Origin of the sequence: Micromonospora sp. WMMA1949 (assembly GCF_027460145.1) — a bacterium.
Classification (GTDB): domain Bacteria; phylum Actinomycetota; class Actinomycetes; order Mycobacteriales; family Micromonosporaceae; genus Micromonospora.
On the sequence record NZ_JAPZBG010000001.1, the window covers coordinates 2,481,158 to 2,500,082 of the forward strand.

The window sequence follows — 18,925 nt, forward strand, 5'->3', positions numbered from 1 at the left end:
GCATGGGTGCATGGGGGACGTGCTCGACCTGCTGCACCAGACGGTGACCTCGCCGTGGGTGTACCTGCTGATCATCGCGGTCACCGCGGTCGACGCGTTCTTCCCGGCGGTCCCCGGCGAGACCGTGGTGATCACCGCCGGAGTCTTCGCGGCCGGCGGCGAACCGAACCTGGTGCTGGTGATCGTGACCGCCGCGGTGGGCGCGCTCGTGGGCGACCACATCTCGTACGCGATCGGGCGCGGCGGCGGCGCGCACCGGCTGGCCCGCTTCCCGGCGGACAGCAGGCGGCGGGCCAGCTCGGAGTGGGCCCGCCGGGCCGTCGACAGGCGCGGCGGAATGATCCTGACCACCGCCCGGTACGTCCCCGGCGGCCGGACCGCGGTCACGCCGACCATGGGCGCGGTCCGCTACCCGGCGCGCACGTTCCTGCTGTACGACGGCCTGGCGTGCACCACCTGGGGGGTCTACTGCGGGCTGCTCGGCTACTTCGGTGGCCTGGCGTTCGAGCACAACCCGCTGTCCGGGCTACTCGCCGGCGTCGCCATCTCGCTGGCGGTCACCGGCCTGTTCGAGGCCGTCCGCTGGGGCCGGCGGCGGGCGCGCCGGCGGGCTGCCGCCCGGCGCGACTGTTAAAAGGGGGCCCTTGTACTACCGGAGGCGTTAATAAGGGGCCCTTCCTTACCCCGCACCCGGCGGGTGCCACGTAACGCCACGCAGCAGTTGGCCGGCGCCCAGCCAGGCGGCGTTCATCATCCGGGTCGCAGTCTTCTCCGCGTCCGCCTCCGGATGGTCGGCCAGCCAGTCGGCGAGCGACTCGGTGGCCCCGACCAGGGCGTACGAGACGACCTCCAGGTCGGTCGCGCCGACCTCGCGCCCCTCGGCCCGCAGCGCGTGGTCGAGCATTCCGGCGACCACCTCGACCAGCCGGCCGCGCATGGCGGCGAGTTCGGTGGCGAACGGCTGGGAGCCGCGGGCCTGCCGGTAGAGCACCGCCCAGCCGTCGCGGTGTGCGCCGACGAAGCCGAAGAACGCGCGCAGCCCGCGCCAGAGCCGCTCGTCGGCGGGCAGGTCGGGGGCGGCGGCGCCGGCGATCGCCTCCATCATCCGGGTGCTCTCCCGGTGCAGGCAGGCGATGAAGAGTTCCTCCTTGGTGCCGAGGTAGGCGTAGACCATCGGCTTGGAGATGCCGGCGTCGTCGGCGATCTCGTCCATGCTGGCGGCGTGGAAGCCGCGGCGGGAGAACACCTTCACCGCCGCGTCGAGCATCTGCTGCTCGCGTACGGCCCGGGGGAGGCGCTTGAAGGTCGGCGTGCTGGACACCCTTGCGAGCATACCTACCCGTGCGTAAGGTTACGCCAGAGTAACCAAAGTGGCCCCGCCCGAGAGGTGCAATCCCCCATGACTGACTTCGACCCGGCCAACTTCGCGAACGTCGGCCCGAAGGAGTTCGCGCAGCTGGTCAAGTCCACGCCGGACGCCAAGATCAACGAGATCATGTCCGGTGAGGCGCGCGGCAAGATCCTCAGCGAGGTCTTCAACCGGATGCCCACGCTGTTCCGCGCCGACCGCGCCGGTGCCACCAACGCGGTCATCCACTGGAACATCACCGGCCGTCCGGACGGTGGCACCGACACCTACGAGATCGTCATCGAGAACGGCACCTGCACCGTCTCGGAGACCGCGACCCGTGACCCGAAGCTGAGCCTCACCATGGGCCCGGTCGAGTTCCTGAAGATCGTCTCCGGTGGCGCCAACCCGGTGATGATGTTCATGACCGGCAAGCTGAAGGCCAAGGGCGACCTGGGCCTGGCCGCCAACATCGCCAACCTGTTCGACATCCCCAAGGCCTGACATGGCCGAGTTCTCGCTCGACCTGAACGAGGAACAGCGGGACCTTCGCGACTGGGTGCACGGCTTCGCAGCCGAGGTCGTGCGCCCGGCCGCGGCCGAGTGGGACGCCCGGGAGGAGACCCCCTGGCCGATCATCCAGGAGGCCGCGAAGGTCGGCCTGTACGGGTTCGAGTTCCTCGCCACCTGCTGGGCCGACCCCACCGGCCTCTCCCTGCCGATCGCCAGCGAGGAACTCTTCTGGGGTGACGCCGGCATCGGCCTGAGCATCTTCGGCACCTCCCTCGCGGTCGCCGCGATCTACGGCGCCGGCACCCCCGACCAGCTCGTCGAGTGGGTGCCGCAGTGCTTCGGCGACGTCGACTCCCCGGCCGTCGCCGCGTTCTGCACGAGTGAGCCGGAAGCCGGCTCCGACGTCGGCTCGATGCGTACCCGCGCCGTCTACGACGAGGCCACCGACGAGTGGGTGCTCAACGGGCAGAAGGCGTACGCCACGAACGGCGGCATCGCCGGCGTGCACGTGGTGACCGCCTCGATCGACCCCGAGATGGGCTCGCGCGGGCAGGCCGCGTTCGTCGTACCGCCGGGCACGCCCGGTCTGGCCGCCACCCGCAAGCTGCGCAAGCTGGGCCTGCGCGCCTCGCACACCGCCGACGTCTTCCTCGACGACGTCCGGGTGCCCGGCCGCTGCCTGCTCGGCGGCAAGGACGCGCTCGACGAGCGCCTGGCCCGCGCCCGGTCCGGGCAGCGCGCCTCCGGCCAGGCGGCGATGCGGACGTTCGAACTGTCCCGTCCGACGGTCGGCGCGCAGGCGCTCGGCGTGGCCCGCGCCGCCTACGAGTACGCCCTGGACTACGCCAAGGAGCGGGTCCAGTTCGGACGGCCGATCATCGAGAACCAGGCGGTCGCGTTCGCGCTCGCCGACATGAAGATGGAGATCGACGCGGCCCGGCTGCTGGTCTGGCGCGCCTCCTGGATGGGCCGCAACAACCGGCCGTTCACCGCCGGAGAGGGCTCGATGTCCAAGCTCAAGGCCGGCGAGGTGGCCGTCTCGGTGACCGACAAGGCGGTCCAGCTCCTCGGCGGCGCCGGCTTCCTGCGCGACCACCCGGTCGAGCGGTGGTACCGCGACGCCAAGATCTACACCATCTTCGAAGGCACCTCCGAGATCCAGCGGCTGGTCATCTCCCGGGCCATCTCCGGGATGCAGATCCGCTGACCGCCGGCGGGCCGCGGCCCGACCCGTGACGGCACGAGAGTCGTCGCGGGCCGGGCCGCCGCTCCCGGGCCGACCCGAACCGCGATCGGGCACAAGATCACGCCGAACCGGACGGCCGACCGTCCGGAGCCTGGTCGACGAACCACGAACGCGAAGGAGTTGCGCCGTGGACCTGCCGTTCATCGCCGCCACGCTGACCCGACGTGGACTGCTCGCCCCGGGCGGACCGATCCGGGTGGTCTCCCAGCTGAACGCGCTGCGCCGGTGGGGCTGGAGCCTCGCCGGGGAGCTGCGCCAGGCCGCCGCCCGCGACCCCGGCCGCGTCGCCGTGGTCGACGACCGCGGCGCCACAATGACGTACCAGGAACTGCTCGACCGCTCCGAGCGGCTGGCCCGGTCGCTGCGGTCCCACCTCGGCGTCCAGACCGGCGACCGGGTGGGGGTGCTCTGCCGCAACCATCACGGCCTGATCGAGGCGATAGTGGCCACGATGCTGCTCGGCGCGGACGCCGTCCTGGTCAACACCGGGCTGTCCGCCGCGCAACTGGTGACCGTGGCCGAGGAACAGGGCCTGCGCGTCCTCGTGCACGACGGCGAGTTCACCGAGCGCGTCCTCGGCCTCCCGGCCGAGCTGTACCGGGTCGACGAGCGGCGGCAGGAGGAGCTGATCGCCGCCGCGGTCCCTGGCGAGAAGCTCCAGCCGCCGGAGCGCGAGGGCCGCACCATAGTGCTGACCTCCGGCACCACCGGCGCGCCCAAGGGCGCCCGGCGGCCCACCCCGCACGGCTTCGGCCCGCTGGTGTCCATCATCGACCGCATCCCGCTGCACGCGAAGAACACCGTGATGATCGCCGCGCCGGTCTTCCACACCTGGGGGTACGCCGCCCTTCAGGTCTCGTTCGCGCTGCGCGCCACAGTCGTGCTGCATCGCCGCTTCGACCCGGCGGCCACGCTCGCCGCGCTGGTCGACCAGCGGTGCGACGCGATGTTCGCCGTACCGGTGATGCTGCAACGACTGATGGAGGTGGCGCCGCCGCAGCCCCGGCCGGCGCTCAAGGTGGTGGCGGTCAGCGGTTCCGCGCTGCCCGGCAACCTGGCCGTCGCGTTCATGGACCGGTACGGCGACGTGCTCTACAACCTGTACGGCTCGACCGAGGTCTCCTGGGCCTCCATCGCCGGCCCGCGCGAGCTGCGCGCCGCGCCCACCACCGCCGGCCGGCCGCCGCACGGCACCCGGCTGGCCATCCTGGACGAGACCGGTCGGCCGGTCCGCGACGGCGAGGTCGGGCGGATCTTCGTGGGCAACGAGATGCTGTTCGAGGGCTACACCTCGGGCGCCGGCCGGGAGAGCCGCGACGGCCTGCTCGACACCGGCGACCTGGGCCGGCTGAACGCCGACGGGCTGCTCTTCGTCGACGGCCGGGCGGACGACATGATCGTCTCGGGTGGGGAGAACGTCTTCCCGTCCGAGGTGGAGGATCTGATCGCCCGGTTGCCGCAGGTCCGCGAGGTCGCCGTGATCGGCGTACCGGACCCCGACTACGGCCAGCGGCTGGCCGCGTTCCTGGCGCTGCACACCGGCGAGACGCTCGACCCGGAGGCGGTCCGCGAGTACGTCCGCCGCTACCTGGCCCGCTTCTCCGTGCCCCGCGACGTGGTGTTCGTGAAATACCTGCCGCGCAACGCCACCGGCAAGGTGCTCACCCGGGAGCTGCGCCGCTACTTCGACTGATCGACATCGGACAGACAGCCCTGACCGCCCGGTGCTACGTTCTCCCCCGATCGGACGGGGACAACGGGGAGCACCACAATGGACCGGTTTCGGCGGCGTACCGCGCTCGGCCTTTTCGTCGGCGGCGCGTCCGCCGCCGCGCTCGGCTCGTTCGAGCCGGTCCACGGCAGCCGGCCCGACGACGCACCCACCCGGTGGCCGGTTCCGCCCGTCGAACGGGAGAACCGCGCCGCCGGCGAGCCGTGGTGGCCCGCGCACGGCGGCCCGGCCGCCGACGACAGGCGGCGTCAGATCCAGGGGTACGCCTCGACGACGAGCGTCGCCCCCGGCGAGGTGATCGATTTCCACGTCGCGGTCAACCCTGGCGGCCGGTTCCGGATCAGCGTGCACCGCATCGGCTGGTACGGCGGCGCGGGCGCCCGCACGATGCTGACCAGCCCCGAGCTGAGCGGCAAGCCGCAGCCGGTTCCGGTCGCCGACCCGGAAGGTGTGCTCGACTGCCGGTGGCCGGTGTCCTGGCGCCTGCCCGTCCCGCACGGCTGGACCTCCGGCCTCTACCAGGCGGTCTTCACCTCGGCCGGCGGCTGGCGGGCCTGCACGCCGTTCGTGGTGCGTGACGACAGGCGCCCGGCCGCGCTCTGCGTGGTGCTGCCGGTGACCACCTGGCAGGCGTACAACCAGTGGCCGCGCGACCGGCGGGTCGGCAAGAGCCTCTACAACGGCTACCGGCCCAGTGGGCGGCGCGACCCGGCGCTGCGGGCGCGCGCCGTCTCGTTCGACCGCCCGTACGCCGACGCGGGCCTGCCCACCCACTTCGACCGCGACGAGGCAGCGGTCCGGTGGCTGGAACGCAACCGCTACGACGTCAGCTACGCCACCAGCTTCGACCTGCACTCCGGGCGACTCGCCCCGGCCCGGTACCGGGGTCTGGTGTTCTGCGGGCACGACGAGTACTGGTCGGCCGAGATGCGCAGCGCCACCGAGGTCGGCCTGGACGGCGGCACCAGCCTCGCGTTCCTCGGCGCGAACAGCGTCTACTGGCACGCCCGCGTACGCCCCGCCGCCGACGGCCGCCCCGAACGCGTCGTCGAGTGCGCCAAGACACTGCCCGACCCGGGCGCCGGCACCGGCGACCCGACGGTGACCTGGCGCGACCTGGACCGGCCGGAGCAGGCGCTGCTCGGCGTGCAGTACAACGGCATCGTGCTGACCCCGCAGCCGCTCGTGGTGCGCGCCGCCGACCACTGGGTGTGGGCCGGCACCGGCGTCGCCGACGGCGACCGCATCCCGGGCGTGGTCGCGGGCGAGGCGGACGGGCTGCACGCCGCCCTCCCCCGGCCCGCCGGGACCACGCTCAGCTCGTCGCCGTACCCGGCCCAGCAGGGCGGGCGGCGACTCCAGAGCAGCCACGTCCACGAGACGACACGCGGAGCTGTCGTCTTTGCCAGCGGCACGCTCGGCTGGACCCTGGCACTGGACCGGCAGGGGCACCGTGACCCGCGCATCGAGCGGGCCACGGCGAACGTGCTCGACCGGATGGTCGGGCCGGTCAGCCCGGGATCGTGATCCGGCCGTCCACAGCCGCCGCCGCGATGTCGGTGCGGTGGTGGGAACCGGCCAGCTCCACGTCGCGTACCAGGGCGTAGGCGGCGTCGCGCGCGGCGGCCAGGTCCGGCCCGGTCGCCGTACCGCAGAGGACCCGGCCGCCGGCGGACCGCAACGTGCCGTCGGCGTCCCGGCGGGTCCCGGCGTGGATGATCCCGGCGCGGTCCGCGCCGGTGATCACATCACCGGTACGCGGGCCCGCCGGATAGCCGTCAGCCGCCACCACGACCGTGACCGCCGCACCGTCGCGCCAGCCCAGCGGCGGGTGCGCGCCGAGCGTGCCGGTGGCGGCGGCGTGCAGCAGCCCACCCAGCGGCGTCTCCAGCAGGGCGAGCACGACCTGCGTCTCCGGGTCGCCGAAGCGCGCGTTGAACTCGATCACCCGCGGGCCGGACGGCGTGATGGCCAGGCCCACGTAGAGCAGGCCGGCGAACGGCGTGCCCCGGCGGCGCAACTCCGCCAGCGTCGGGTGCACCACGTCGCGCATCACGTCGTCGACCAGGCCGGGCGGGGCCCACGGCAACGGCGCGTACGCGCCCATGCCGCCGGTGTTCGGGCCGGTGTCGCCGTCACCGACGCGCTTGAAGTCCTGTGCGGGCAGCAGCGGCACCGCCGCCTCGCCGTCGGTGACCACGAACAGGGAGACCTCGGGTCCGGACAGGTACTCCTCGATCACCACCCGGCCGCACTCCGCGGCGTGCCGCTCGGCAGCCGCCCGGTCGTCGGTGACCACCACGCCCTTGCCGGCGGCGAGCCCGTCGTCCTTCACCACGTACGGCGCCCCGAACTCGTCGAGCGCGCGCGCCACCGCCGACGCGTCCTCGCAGGTGTACGCGCGGGCGGTCGGCACACCGGCAGCGGTCATCACGTCCTTGGCGAACGTCTTCGAGCCCTCCAGCCGGGCCGCCTCCGCGCTCGGGCCGAACACGGCGATGCCCTTGGCGCGTACCGCGTCGGCGACGCCCGCCACCAGCGGCGCCTCCGGCCCGATGACCACCAGGTCGGCCGCGACCTCGACGGCGAGGGCCGCCACTGCCGCCGGGTCGGTGGGTGTCACCTCCCGAAGCGAGGCGACCTCGCCGATCCCCGGATTCCCCGGAGCCGCGAACAGCGCCTCGACGGCCGGATCCCCGGCGAGTCCGAGCGCGAGAGCGTGCTCCCGCCCACCACCACCCACAAGAAGTACGCGCACGACCGGCATCCTACTGACCGCCCCACCCCACCCCGTCGATCATGAAGTTGACGGCAGGATGTGAGATCGACATCGCCGTCAACTTCATGGTCAACGCCGGGTCCTCGCGGCCAGTGCCTGGCGGATCACCTGGGGGATGTAGTCGGGACGGAGGGTGTCGGGCCAGGTGAACCTGAGGACGGTCCAGCCGGCATTTGTCAGGCGGTTCTGCCGCTGCCTGTCGTCGAATAGCGCATCGGGCGTGGAGTGCGGACCACTTCCGTCCGCCTCGGCGATCACCCGGGCGGTCCGCCAGCCCATGTCGCCGATGCCGAGCAGGTAGCCGTCGGCGTCCCGCACCTCGACCTGGAGTGCGTCCGGCGGGACGCCGCCGTCGACGCACCGGAGACGGGTACGCGTCTCCAGCGGCGACTGGGCGCCGCCGTTCGCCTCGGCCAGGTAACGACGTGCGTTCACCACGCCCCGGCGGCCCGCGATCAGGGCGGGGATGGCCGCGAACTCGTCCTCACTGATCCGTCCCTGGTTGAGCGCCGAGTCGAGCAGGGCCACCGCGACGTAGCGACGTACCCGGAGGACGAGTTCCGCGAGCGTGTGCGTGGAAGCCGTCACCGGAATGCCGTCGACAGTCGTCAGCGCCTGCTCGGGATGCTCGAACTGGTGCAACGCCACGGCGGGATCCCTGACACGGGCCGGCCGCGCCGCGTGCCCCGGCACCGCGACGTGAATCGTGCCCGTCCTCGGCAGCCCCGCGATTCCGTGCAGCTCGGCTGCCGTGCCGAGAACGGCGTGCGCCTCCGGACCCAGCGACAGGACCGCCGCCCGGATCTGACGGCGTCGCTCCGCGCCGTCGGGTCCGGGGCGGTCGACGGCGTACGTCGCGCGAGCCAGCCGCCGCCACCGACGCGAGGTGAGAAGATTGTCGATCTCGTGCCGGCTGAAGCCGGCCCGGAGCGCCTGTGCACGGGTGACGACGCCACCCTGGTCACTCGCGATCTGCCGGATCACCCAAGCCCGTTCCACCCACCGAGCGTCCCCGCGCACCCCACCCACGCGAGACCCCTGTGGATAACCCACCCAACCCTGTGGACAACCCCGACCGGCCTTCGCCGTCGCCCCGTTGATCATGAAGTTAGCGGCAATGTGGATCTACAAAACGGCCGTCAACTTCATGATCAACCGGGTGGGTCCGGGCGGGGACCGGGGGCCCCGGGGGGTGGGGACGGGGTGGGGGTTAGGGGAGGAGGGGGTGGCGGAGGACGTTTTCCTCTCGGCCTGGGCCTACGCCTACCACGCTCACCCGGGTGCCGGTCAGCTCCTCGATGCGGGCGATGTAGCGCCGCGCGTTCTCCGGGAGCTCGTCCTCGGTGCGCGCCTTGGTGATGTCCTCCCACCAGCCGTCGAGCTCTTCGTAGATCGGCGTGGCGTGGTGGAAGTCGGTCTGCGTCATCGGCATGTCGTCGAAGCGCTCACCGTTGATCTCGTACCCGACGCAGATCGGCACCTTCGCGAGGCCGGTCAGCACGTCCAGCTTCGTGACCACCAGGTCGGTGACGCCGTTGAGGCGGCAGGCGTACCGGGCCACCACGGCGTCGAACCAGCCGCAGCGGCGCTCCCGGCCGGTGGTGGTGCCGTACTCGTGGCCGACCTTGCGCAGGTGCTGGCCGTTGTCGTCGAACAGCTCGGTCGGGAACGGGCCGGAACCCACCCGCGTCGTGTACGCCTTGCTCACCGCGATGACCTTGGTGATCGCGGTCGGCGGGATGCCCGCGCCCACGCACGCCCCGCCGGCCGTCGGATTCGACGAGGTGACGAAGGGGTAGGTGCCGTGGTCCATGTCGAGCATGGTGGCCTGGGCGCCCTCCAGCAGCACGGTCTCGCCGCGGTCGAGCGCGTCCCAGAGCATCACCCGGGTCTCGGCGATGTACGGGCGCAGCCGCTCGGCGTACTGGAGGTACTCCTCGACGGTCTCCTCGACGTCGATCGCCTTGCGGTTGTAGATCTTGAACAGCAGCTGGTTCTTCTCGCGGAGCGCCAGTTCCAGCTTCTTGCGCAGGATGCCCGGGTCGAGCAGGTCCTGCAGGCGGATGCCCATCCGGGCGACCTTGTCGCCGTACGCGGGGCCGATGCCCCGGCCGGTGGTGCCGATGCGGGAGCTGCCGAGGTAGCGCTCCACCACCCGGTCCAGCGCCCGGTGGTGCGGCATGATCAGGTGTGCGTCACCGGAGATGCGCAGGCGGGACACGTCCACGCCGCGCTCGGCGAGGCCGTCGATCTCCTGCAGCAGCACCTTCGGGTCGACCACCACGCCGTTGCCGATCACGATCATCGCGCTCGGTGACAGCGCACCCGACGGCATGAGGTGCAGCGCGTACTTCTGGCCGTCCGGCGTGATCACCGTGTGGCCTGCGTTGTTGCCGCCGGAGTAGCGCACGACGTAGTCGACCCGCTCACCCAGCAGGTCGGTAACCTTGCCCTTGCCCTCGTCGCCCCACTGGGCGCCGAGCAGCACGATCGCTGGCATCTTCTCGCCTCCAGAAGGCTCGGGTGCCAGGTGGCGACCGGTCAGCGAGCCCGGGGTGTCAGGCTAACAAGTAGTGACGGTGGGACCAGCAGGGGTTGGTCGAGAAGCAGGAGGCTCCTTCGTGTACGACGTGGTGCTGCTCACCCTCGGCTCGGACCGGGACGCTCCCGGTGGTGGCTGCGGCAGCGGCGGCGCCTGCTGCGGCGGCGCGGACGACACCGCTGCCGAGAGCGGCGAGGAGCGCTGCGAGACGCCGCGCGTACCGGTGCTGGCCTGCGCGGACGAGCTGACCGCCCGCGGCGCCCGGGTGACCACGGTGACCGCGCGATCGGACCGGGAGATCGACGAGGTGCTGGCCCGGCTCGACGGCCCGCCGCGCGCCGACGGCCTCACCTGGCCCGACTCCGACGGCAAGACCCGGCTGGTCGTCGCCACGGCGAGTGACGGCCAGTTGCGCGCCGTCCTGCGCCGGCTGGTCCGCCGGTACGCTCCGCCGCCGAGCCGCCGCCCCGCGGACCTGGCCGACAACCGTACGGTGCCCGACCTGCCCCCGGTGGGCGTACTCCCGCTCGATCCGGCCCGGTCCGGGACGGCGCGGGACCTGGCCGCGCAGCTCGGGCTGCCCCGGGATCCGGCGGGTGTGGCCGCCGCGGTGCTGGACGGCACCGCCCGGCGGCTGGACCTGCTGCGCAACGACGGCGGCTCGGTGACGCTGGACGGCGCGCTGCTCGGCGCCGCCGACGACGCCGGCCGCCCGCTGCACTGGCGGGCCCGGGTCGAGGTCGACGGCACGGTGCTCAGCGACGGTTCCGAGCCGATCACGGCGTGCGCGATCGGCAACGCGGGCGGGTACGCGCGCCTGGGTGAGGTGGACCTGCTGGGCGGTCCGGATCCGGCCGACGGCCGGGTGACGGTGGGCGTCGCCGTACCGGTGGTGAGCCGGTCGGCGTTGGGCCGGAAGAAGGTCCGGCTGGAGGTGCGCCGGGCGCGGGGCCGTGCGGTGGCGGTGGTGCCCCGCGACGAGAAGGTGCCCTTCCTCGACGACGGCGTCGAGGGCGAGCTGAGCCGCAAGCGCTCCTGGTGGACCGAGCCGGGCGCCTGGGCGGTCTGGACGGGCTGACCTCGGTCGATTCCCTCCCGGCTCGCGGCGCTGGCCGGACCGCCTATCCTCGGCGGAAGGAATGGGGAGGAACCGTGGTGCACGAGAACGACGACCGGGCCCACGTACCGGGCCGGCCGCAGGTGCCGCAGCGGGACGTCGAGCCGCTCTGGCCGCCGGAGGAGACCGACGCGGCGGCGGCCACGATCCCGCCGTGGGCGTCGGTGCCCTGGCCGCTCCCGTCGGCCGACGCTCCGACACCGCCGGCGGCGGACGTCCCGGCACCACCGGCGGCGGACGTTCCGACGCCGCCGGCGCCCGCGGTCGACCTGGACCTGCCGTTCACGCTCGACCAGGCGACGTCCGGCCCGTCACCGGCCCAGCCGGCACCGACGACCACGCCCGCCCCGGACACGACCGCCGCCCGGGAGACCTCCGACGCGGACGACGAGGGCGCCGGGAACGGACGGGCCACCTCGCCGTGGGCACAGCCGCCGCAGCGGGCCGGGTCGGACTCCACCACCACGCCGGTCCCCGCCGACGCCACGGCCGCGGAGCCCGAGGCAGCGGAGGCCGACGGCACCGCGTCCGGCCGCGCCACCGTGCCGTCGCCGTCGCCGTCGCCGTCCGACGCTCGCTCCGAAGACGGCACGGTTTCCGGCCGCGCCGCTGTCACCGCGGTACCGCCCGCACCGTCCGACGCCCTCCCCACCGACGGCACCGTCGCGGGCCGGGCCACTGTCGCCGGTACGCCGGCCCCGCCGTCGCCGGACACCGGCTCCGGAGCGACAGGGCCCGGCGGTCCCGCGCCGGAGCCGCCGCGCCTCGGGCCGTTCCCGCCGTCGCCGGGCGTGCCGGCACAGCCGTCCCCCTACGGCAACGGCTACCCGCCGCCCGGCTACCAGCCACAACCCGGCCAGCCCGGGTATCAGCCGCAACCTGGCCAGCCCGGCTGGTACCCGCCGACCGGCTGGACGCCCCAGGCCGGCGTGCCACAGCCGGGCGCTCCGATGCCCCCGCAGGCGCCCGTGTCCGGCCCGGTGGCACCCCCGCCGGCGCATCAGCCCCCGGCCCACCCGGAGCAGGGCTGGACGCCGCAGCAGGCGGTGCCCCCGACCGCCGAGGACTTCGCCCGCCGCCGCCAGGCCCGGCCGGTCGACCCGGTGGCCACCATGGGCGTACGCGCGGTGGTCAATAAGATCGGGCTGGTCCGGCTCGCGCCCGGGCGGCACGAGCAGGAGATGAAGCGCGACATCGAGATGGTCCGCCGCAACTTCGGCGGGCTGCGCCAGGTGACGGTGGTCAACCCGAAGGGCGGCGCCGGCAAGACGGTGGCGATCCTGCTGCTCGCCATGACGTTCGGCCAGAAACGCGGCGGGTACGTGCTGGCCTGGGACAACAACGAGACCCAGGGCACCCTCGGCATGCGGGCGCAGCAGGACTTCCACGCCCGTACGGTGCGGGACATGCTGCGCGACCTGGCCCAGTTCCAGGGGCCGCACGGCCGGGTCGGCGACCTCTCGCAGTACGTCCGCTCGCAGGGCGAGGGCATGTTCGACGTGCTCGCCTCGGACGAGTCCGCGACCGGCGGCGAGATGCTCACCGCCGCCGCGTTCGCGGAGATCCGTGAGGTGGTCAGCCGCTTCTACAAGCTGATCTTCGTGGACACCGGGAACAACGTCCGGGCGCAGAACTGGCAGGCCGCCATGGACGCCACCGACCAGCTCGTGGTGACCATGTCGGCCCGTAACGACTCGGCCGAGACCGCCGCCCGGATGCTCGACCACCTGGAGCAGAGCGGCCGGCAGCGGCTGGTGCGGCAGGCGGTGACGGTGGTCTCGATGCCGCCGTCACGCAAGGAGATCGACCTGCCCGCCATCCAGGCCCACTTCGCGGCGCGGACCCGGGCGGTGCTGCTGGCGCCGTACGAGCGGCTCATCGACACCGGCGAGCCGCTGCGGTACGGGCAGCTCTCCTCCGCCACCCGGGACGCCTGGCTGAAGATCGCCGCGTCGGTGGCGGAGGGACTGTAGGACGGGCGCGACGGCCGGCCCCGGATCGGGACCGGCCGTCGCGGCAGTGGTCAGTCGCCGGAGAGCGCGTCTCCGGCGGCCGGGTCGCAGTCGCGGAGGAACTGGGCGCACCGGGCCGCCTCGTCCGCCTCGCCGATCTCCCCCGCGGCGCGGGACAGCACGTAGAGGCAGCGGAGGAAGCCCCGGTTGGGCTTGTGCGACCAGGGCACCGGGCCGTGACCCTTCCAGCCGCTGCGGCGCAGCTGGTCCAGGCCCCGGTGGTAACCGGTGCGGGCGTACGCGTACGCCGCCACGACCTGACCCGCGGCGAGCGAGCGGCCGGCCAGCGCGGCCCACGCCGCGCTGTGGGTCGGGAATCGGGCCGCGACCTCGGCGTACGCCTCGTCGGTGCCCTGCTCGGCCGCCGCCGCCAGCGCGGCGTCGGCCTCCTCGTGGGCCGGGAGCAGGGTGGCCGGTGGCTCAGGCAACAGGTTCTGCATCGCCCCATTCAACCCGCTTCGCCCACGGGTACGCGAGGGGCCTCGCCCGTACGGTTGGCTGAACGGCTGAGGGTTTCGTCACGCCTGCGGCGGGAGCACACGTACCCGCGGCCCATGCCGCCGCCGCGGTTCTTGCACTACAAATACAGATCCGGAGCCTCCCCAGGACCCGGTTACGCAGGAGCCCGGCGGCGTGCCCGCCGGGCTCCTGTCGTTCCCGCCCCCGGTTTCGGCGCTTGCCGTGCGGGGGCAGGATGGCCTGGTGCCGACCCCACCACCCGCGGACGTCATCGAGCCGCACGCGCCCCACGTCAACGAGATCGAGACCCGCACCGCGTTCGAGCAGCGGCTGGCCGGGGGAACCCTGGCCGGTCTGACCGTGCAGGGCCTGCGCCTCGACCTCGACCCGGTACCCGACCTGCGCGGGATCGACGTCACCGGCACGCTCTTCGTGGGCTGCCGGTTCGCCGGCCGCGAGGTGGGCGCGGATCTGGTCCGCCGGGGCGCCAACGTGGTCCCGCCGTTCTCCGGGCTGCCCTACCCGACCCAGCCGTCGCACCTCTACACCGCCGACGAGCTGGCCGCCGGGTTCGCCGAGGGCGGGTTCGCCGAGATGTACGACACCCGGGTGTACGCGCACTTCCGGGCGCACGGCGGCGCGCTGCCGGACGTACGCGAGGCGCTCGGGCAGCGACTGCACGACCACGGCGTGGACAACGCGCTGGCCGACGCCACCCGGTCGTGGCTGGCCGCGCACGGGCCGCAGTCGGTCGTCGGGGTGATGGGCGGGCACGCGGTGCCGCGCGGCAGTGTCGCGTACCGGATGGCCGCCGTGCTGGGCTGGGAGCTGGCGCGGGCCGACCGCCTGGTGGTCACCGGCGGCGGTCCGGGCGTGATGGAGGCGGCGAACCTCGGCGCGTTCCTCGCGGCCTGGCCGGCCGAGGAGCTGTCCGCCGCGATCGACGTGCTCGCCGTCGCGCCGGACTTCACCGACCACGACCGGTACACGGCGGCGGCGCTGGCGGTGCGCAAGCGGTACGCGGACGGCCCGTCTCTGCCCTCGCCCCGCCCGTCGGCACCGGGCGCCGAGTGGGCCCGTTCCGGCGGGCTGGCCATCCCCACCTGGCTGTACGGCCACGAGCCGGCGAACCTGTTCGCGGGCCGGATCGCGAAGTACTTCTCCAACGCCATCCGGGAGGACACGATCCTGCGGCTGGCCCGGGGCGGGATCGTGTTCGCGCCCGGCAAGGCCGGCACCGTGCAGGAGGTGTTCCAGGCGGCCACCAAGACGTTCTACGGCACCGACGGGGCGAGCGGGGCGTACGTGTTCCTGGACCGCACCTACTGGACCACCGAGCTGCCGGTGGAGTCGTTGCTGCGGCCGCTGTTCGCCGCGTCGCCGTTCGGCGACCTGTCGCACACGATCCACCTGACCGACGACGTGCACGACGCCATCCGCCTGCTGGTGCAGTGAAAGGAAGGGCCCCCTGTTAACGCCTCCGGTAGAGGAAGGGCCCCTTGTTAACCACTGTGGTTGACAAGGGGCCCTTCCTTACCCGCGAGGGGTCACTTCATGGTGGTGCCGGTGGAGCGCAGGTGCTCGCAGGCCTCGACCACGCGGGCGGCCATGCCGGCCTCGGCGGCCTTGCCCCAGACGCGCGGGTCGTACATCTTCTTGTTGCCGACCTCGCCGTCGACCTTCAGCACGCCGTCGTAGTTGCGGAACATGTGGTCCGCGACCGGGCGGGTGAAGGTGTACTGGGTGTCGGTGTCGATGTTCATCTTCACCACGCCGTAGTCCAGGGCCTCCCGGATCTCCGACAGCAGCGAGCCGGAGCCGCCGTGGAAGACCAGGCTCAGCGGCTTGTCCTTGCCGTACTTGGCGCCGACCGCGTCCTGGATCTGCTTGAGCACCTCGGGGCGCAGCTTCACGTTGCCCGGCTTGTAGACGCCGTGCACGTTGCCGAAGGTCAGCGCCGCCATGTAGCGGCCCTTCTCGCCCAGGCCGAGCGCGTCGACCATGGCCAGGCCGTCCTCGACGGTGGTGTAGAGCTTGTCGTTGATGGCGTTCTCGACGCCGTCCTCCTCGCCGCCGACGACGCCGACCTCGATCTCGAGGACGATCTTGCCCTTGGCGGCCTCGGCGAGCAGCTGCTCGGCGATCTCCAGGTTCTCCGCCACCGGCACGGCCGAGCCGTCCCACATGTGCGACTGGAACAGCGGCTCCTGGCCGGCCTTGACGCGCTCCTGCGAGATGGCCATCAGCGGCCGGACGAACTTGTCCAGCTTGTCCTTCGGGCAGTGGTCGGTGTGCAGCGCGATGTTCACCGGGTACTTCTTGGCGACCTCGTGCGCGTACGCGGCGAACGCCACGGCGCCGGTCACCATGTCCTTCACGGACGGGCCGGACAGGTACTCCGCGCCGCCGGTGGAGACCTGGATGATGCCGTCGCTCTCCGCATCGGCGAAGCCCTTGAGCGCCGCGTTCAGCGTCTGCGAGGAGGTCACGTTGATCGCGGGGTACGCGTACCGGCCGGCCTTGGCCCGGTCCAGCATCTCCGCGTAAGCCTCAGGGGAAGCGATGGGCATGTCGAACGCTCCTTACTTACCGCTCTCGGCCGTGCAGGCCGCTGTCTTCCATGGGCGCGACCGTTCCGGTCGCTCACGTCCATGGGTGCGCCGGACCGCGCTGTCCACCGCGGGCAGTATCCCGCAGGAGCGCGAGCGGGGCGCAACCGGCCCGGACGCCGCTCACCGATTCTCCAGCCGGTCCGGTACGACGACGCTGATCAGCCAGCTCACCACCGCGACCACGATGGCGCCCCAGAAGGCGGCCCAGAAGCCGTCCACGTGGAACGGGAGCTTCAGCACGCCGGCGATCCAGTCGGTCAGCATGAACAGCAGCGCGTTCACCACGAGCGCGAACAGACCGAGCGTGAGCAGGTAGAACACGCAGCCGAACACCTTGATGAGCGGCTTGAGCACCGCGTTGACCACGCCGAAGACCAGTGCCACCACGATCAGGGTGAGCACGTTGTTGCCGGTGTTGCGGCCGCTCACCTCCACCCCGGGCACGATCAGCGTCGCGATCCACAACGCGACCGCGGTGATCGCCAGTCGGATCAGGAAGCCCATGGCAACCATCCTGGCACCGGCCGCGCTCCCGGAGCGGGACAATCGCCGACTCCGCGTTCCGCCCGCCACCCAGCGGCGGCCCGGAGCAGCCCGTACGGTGGTGGGGACGATGCCCGCACGGAGATCAGGGAGGGACGATGGGTCAGCCCGACGAGGACTTCGCGCCCAGTGACCACCTCGCCCCGGAGGAGCGGGATCTGGAGGCCGAACCGGCCGACGCGGTGGAGCAGGCCACCACGGTGACCGACGACACCGACGGTGAGCCGCACCGCGGCATGGAGGTCGACGACTGGGACGCCATGGAGCAGGCCCGCGTCGTCACCGCTGACGAGGACGACTACCGCTGACGCGGCGCCGGGTCACCGCAGGGCGGTGGCCTGGGCCGGGTGGACGGCGGCCCACTCCGCCAGCCGGTCGGCCCGCAGCGCGTCCAGGAACCCGGGGCTGAGCGCCGGGTCCGGCTCGAATCCGTGCCCCTTCTCCTCTGCGATGCGCACCGGAAGACTCAGCGCGACCGGCTCGGCGCCACCGGCCCGGCTGGTCGCGCCCACCAGCGCCGGCAGCGACAGGTCGCCGGTGTCGACCGTGACGGCCGATCCGACCCGCAGGAGCAGCCGGCCGAGTTGTGCCGGGTCCGTCGCCGTCCCCTGCTCCCGAAGCTGGTGGAGCAGGCCGGCGGCGTAGCGCGCCGCGTTGCGGTCGCGGTCCAGTCCGCCGTCGCGCAGGCCGTACCGCTGCCGCAGCAGGTCCACCGCCGCCGCGCCGTCCAGCCGCTGGCACCCGGCCGGGAACCGTCGCTCGGTGTGCACCGAGCGCACCGACTCCGGCAGGCAGACCGGTACGCCGCCGACCGCGTCGGTCAGCTCCCGTGCCCCCGGGTACGTGAGCACGGCGCCGGCGTCGACGCGTACCCCGGTCAGCCGGGCGACCGCCTGGCGGGTCGTCCGGTAGCCGGCGGCCAGGTCGGTGCCCGCCCCGGGGGCGCGGGAGAAGGTCGCGTTGAGTTTCTCCGACCCTCCGCGCGCCGGTATCGGCACCAGCAGGTCGCGCGGGAGCGACACGAGGTAGAGCCGGCTCCGGTCGGCCGGCACGTGCACCAGCAGGATCGAGTCGGCACGGCGGCTGCCGGCGTCCTGGTCGACGCCGAGCAGCAGCACGTTCAGCGCGCCGCCGGGTTCCGGCTCCGGCGTGGCGAGCAGGGGCGCCGCTGTGGGTGCCGGTGGCCGGGGCGCCATCGCGGTGAAACCGACCAGCGCGACGGCGGCGACCGCCAGCGCGGTGCCGGCCAGGCGTACGCGCCGACGGCGCCGACGGCGCATGACGACCGCCCGGTCGACGGCGGCCCGGACCGGGCCGACGGGCGGGGTGGACTCCTCGAGGCAGGCGAACGCGGCCCGCAGTTCGTCCTCGATCATCAGCAGACCTCCACGAGTTCGGCTCGGAGGGTGGCCAGCGCGCGCGAGATGCTGGACCGGACGGTGCCCACGGCGCAGCCGAGGATTTCGGCGATCTCCCCGTCCGGCAGGTCCTCGTAGTAGCGCAGCACCAGGGCGGCGCGCTGCCGCCGGGGCAATCGGGACAGCCAGGACCGGATCTGGTCCCGGTCGACGGTGGACTGGGCGTGGTCGGCAGTGGCGGGCACCGAGTCGTCGGCCTCGCCGCGCAGCAGCACCCGTCGCGCCCACGAGCCGCGCCGCCAGTCGATGAACTGGTTGGTGAGCATGCGGCGCACGTACCGCTCCGGGACGTCGCTGCGAGCCACCCGCCGCCAGTGGAGCTGGACCCGGACCATGGTCTCCTGCACCAGGTCCTGGGCCTGGTGTGGGTCGCCGGTCAGCATGACCGCGTACCGCAGCAGGGCGCCCAGCCGCGCGTCGGCGAACTCCTCGTACGTCACTGCACCTCCCGGTGTCCGATTGATGGACGGTCCCGGGCAGCTGGAACATTGCGGTGACGCCGATCATCCGTTCGGTCAATATTCATGATGTGGGACAACGCGATCCTTTAAGGAATCTTTAAGCTCCGTGGGCTCCACCTGAACACCCCCACGGGAGGACCCCC

Annotated in this window: 18 protein-coding genes; 9 read left to right on the forward strand and 9 right to left on the reverse strand. The window is 73.0% G+C overall.

Going from position 1 to position 18,925, the window contains the following annotated elements; genetic code table 11:
* Positions 1-10 precede the first annotated feature (10 nt).
* Positions 11-634 (forward strand): DedA family protein, encoded by a 624-nt coding sequence (locus tag O7607_RS11690; protein WP_269703102.1) that lies wholly within the window; start codon positions 11-13, stop codon positions 632-634.
* Between the two features lie 45 nt (positions 635-679).
* On the opposite strand, the gene O7607_RS11695 is transcribed toward O7607_RS11690, so the two are convergent.
* Positions 680-1,321 carry a TetR/AcrR family transcriptional regulator gene (locus O7607_RS11695; protein WP_269703104.1) on the reverse strand — a complete coding sequence of 214 codons (642 nt, stop codon included), beginning with the start codon at positions 1,319-1,321 and terminating at the stop codon, positions 680-682.
* Positions 1,322-1,399: 78 nt separating this feature from the next.
* Here O7607_RS11695 and O7607_RS11700 point away from each other — a divergent pair, with 78 nt between their 5' ends.
* The 4 genes from O7607_RS11700 (at position 1,400) to O7607_RS11715 (ending at position 6,366) form a co-directional block, all read left to right on the forward strand.
* Positions 1,400-1,852 (forward strand): SCP2 sterol-binding domain-containing protein, encoded by a 453-nt coding sequence (locus tag O7607_RS11700; RefSeq protein WP_013283405.1) that lies wholly within the window; start codon positions 1,400-1,402, stop codon positions 1,850-1,852.
* 1 nt (position 1,853) lies between these two features.
* On the forward strand, positions 1,854-3,068 hold the full coding sequence (locus O7607_RS11705; RefSeq protein ID WP_269703107.1) for an acyl-CoA dehydrogenase family protein: 1,215 nt from the start codon (positions 1,854-1,856) through the stop codon (positions 3,066-3,068).
* Between the two features lie 166 nt (positions 3,069-3,234).
* A complete protein-coding gene (locus tag O7607_RS11710) occupies positions 3,235-4,800 on the forward strand; it encodes an AMP-binding protein (protein ID WP_269703110.1) in 1,566 nt (521 codons plus the stop codon).
* Between the two features lie 78 nt (positions 4,801-4,878).
* Complete coding sequence (locus O7607_RS11715; RefSeq protein WP_269703111.1) at positions 4,879-6,366, forward strand: N,N-dimethylformamidase beta subunit family domain-containing protein; 1,488 nt, start codon at positions 4,879-4,881, stop codon at positions 6,364-6,366.
* On the opposite strand, the gene purD is transcribed toward O7607_RS11715, so the two are convergent.
* From purD to O7607_RS11730, 3 genes are all read right to left on the reverse strand, one after another.
* Positions 6,350-7,597, reverse strand: coding sequence for a phosphoribosylamine--glycine ligase (purD, locus tag O7607_RS11720; RefSeq protein WP_269703112.1), 1,248 nt, complete (start codon positions 7,595-7,597; stop codon positions 6,350-6,352). The genes O7607_RS11715 and purD overlap by 17 nt on opposite strands.
* Positions 7,598-7,687: 90 nt before the next feature.
* A complete protein-coding gene (locus O7607_RS11725) occupies positions 7,688-8,617 on the reverse strand; it encodes a type IV toxin-antitoxin system AbiEi family antitoxin domain-containing protein (protein WP_269703113.1) in 930 nt (309 codons plus the stop codon).
* A gap of 211 nt (positions 8,618-8,828) precedes the next feature.
* Positions 8,829-10,118 (reverse strand): adenylosuccinate synthase, encoded by a 1,290-nt coding sequence (locus O7607_RS11730; RefSeq protein WP_120572356.1) that lies wholly within the window; start codon positions 10,116-10,118, stop codon positions 8,829-8,831.
* A 121-nt stretch (positions 10,119-10,239) separates the two neighbouring features.
* On the opposite strand from O7607_RS11730, the gene O7607_RS11735 reads away from it, so the two are divergent.
* A complete protein-coding gene (locus O7607_RS11735; protein ID WP_269703115.1) occupies positions 10,240-11,238 on the forward strand; it encodes a diacylglycerol kinase family protein in 999 nt (332 codons plus the stop codon).
* Between the two features lie 74 nt (positions 11,239-11,312).
* Positions 11,313-13,250, forward strand: a complete 1,938-nt coding sequence (locus O7607_RS11740) for a MinD/ParA family ATP-binding protein (RefSeq protein ID WP_269703117.1) — start codon at positions 11,313-11,315, stop codon at positions 13,248-13,250.
* A gap of 50 nt (positions 13,251-13,300) precedes the next feature.
* Here O7607_RS11740 and O7607_RS11745 read toward each other — a convergent pair whose 3' ends face one another.
* On the reverse strand, positions 13,301-13,729 hold the full coding sequence (locus O7607_RS11745; RefSeq protein WP_269703120.1) for a DUF3151 domain-containing protein: 429 nt from the start codon (positions 13,727-13,729) through the stop codon (positions 13,301-13,303).
* A 262-nt stretch (positions 13,730-13,991) separates the two neighbouring features.
* On the opposite strand from O7607_RS11745, the gene O7607_RS11750 reads away from it, so the two are divergent.
* Positions 13,992-15,203: an LOG family protein gene (locus O7607_RS11750; RefSeq protein ID WP_269703122.1), complete on the forward strand. Its 1,212-nt coding sequence runs from the start codon at positions 13,992-13,994 to the stop codon at positions 15,201-15,203.
* A gap of 92 nt (positions 15,204-15,295) precedes the next feature.
* Here the strand turns inward: O7607_RS11750 and fbaA are convergent, their stop codons facing one another.
* A complete protein-coding gene (fbaA, locus tag O7607_RS11755; RefSeq protein WP_269703123.1) occupies positions 15,296-16,318 on the reverse strand; it encodes a class II fructose-bisphosphate aldolase in 1,023 nt (340 codons plus the stop codon).
* 162 nt (positions 16,319-16,480) lie between these two features.
* Positions 16,481-16,864 (reverse strand): phage holin family protein, encoded by a 384-nt coding sequence (locus tag O7607_RS11760; protein ID WP_030500566.1) that lies wholly within the window; start codon positions 16,862-16,864, stop codon positions 16,481-16,483.
* Between the two features lie 137 nt (positions 16,865-17,001).
* Between O7607_RS11760 and O7607_RS11765 the strand changes: the two genes are divergently transcribed.
* Complete coding sequence (locus tag O7607_RS11765) at positions 17,002-17,211, forward strand: hypothetical protein (protein ID WP_018785499.1); 210 nt, start codon at positions 17,002-17,004, stop codon at positions 17,209-17,211.
* Between the two features lie 12 nt (positions 17,212-17,223).
* Here the strand turns inward: O7607_RS11765 and O7607_RS11770 are convergent, their stop codons facing one another.
* On the reverse strand, positions 17,224-18,279 hold the full coding sequence (locus O7607_RS11770) for an LCP family protein (RefSeq protein WP_269703125.1): 1,056 nt from the start codon (positions 18,277-18,279) through the stop codon (positions 17,224-17,226).
* Positions 18,279-18,761, reverse strand: a complete 483-nt coding sequence (locus O7607_RS11775; protein WP_269703126.1) for a SigE family RNA polymerase sigma factor — start codon at positions 18,759-18,761, stop codon at positions 18,279-18,281. Before O7607_RS11775 ends, O7607_RS11770 begins: the two co-directional genes overlap by 1 nt.
* Positions 18,762-18,925: the final 164 nt, after the last annotated feature.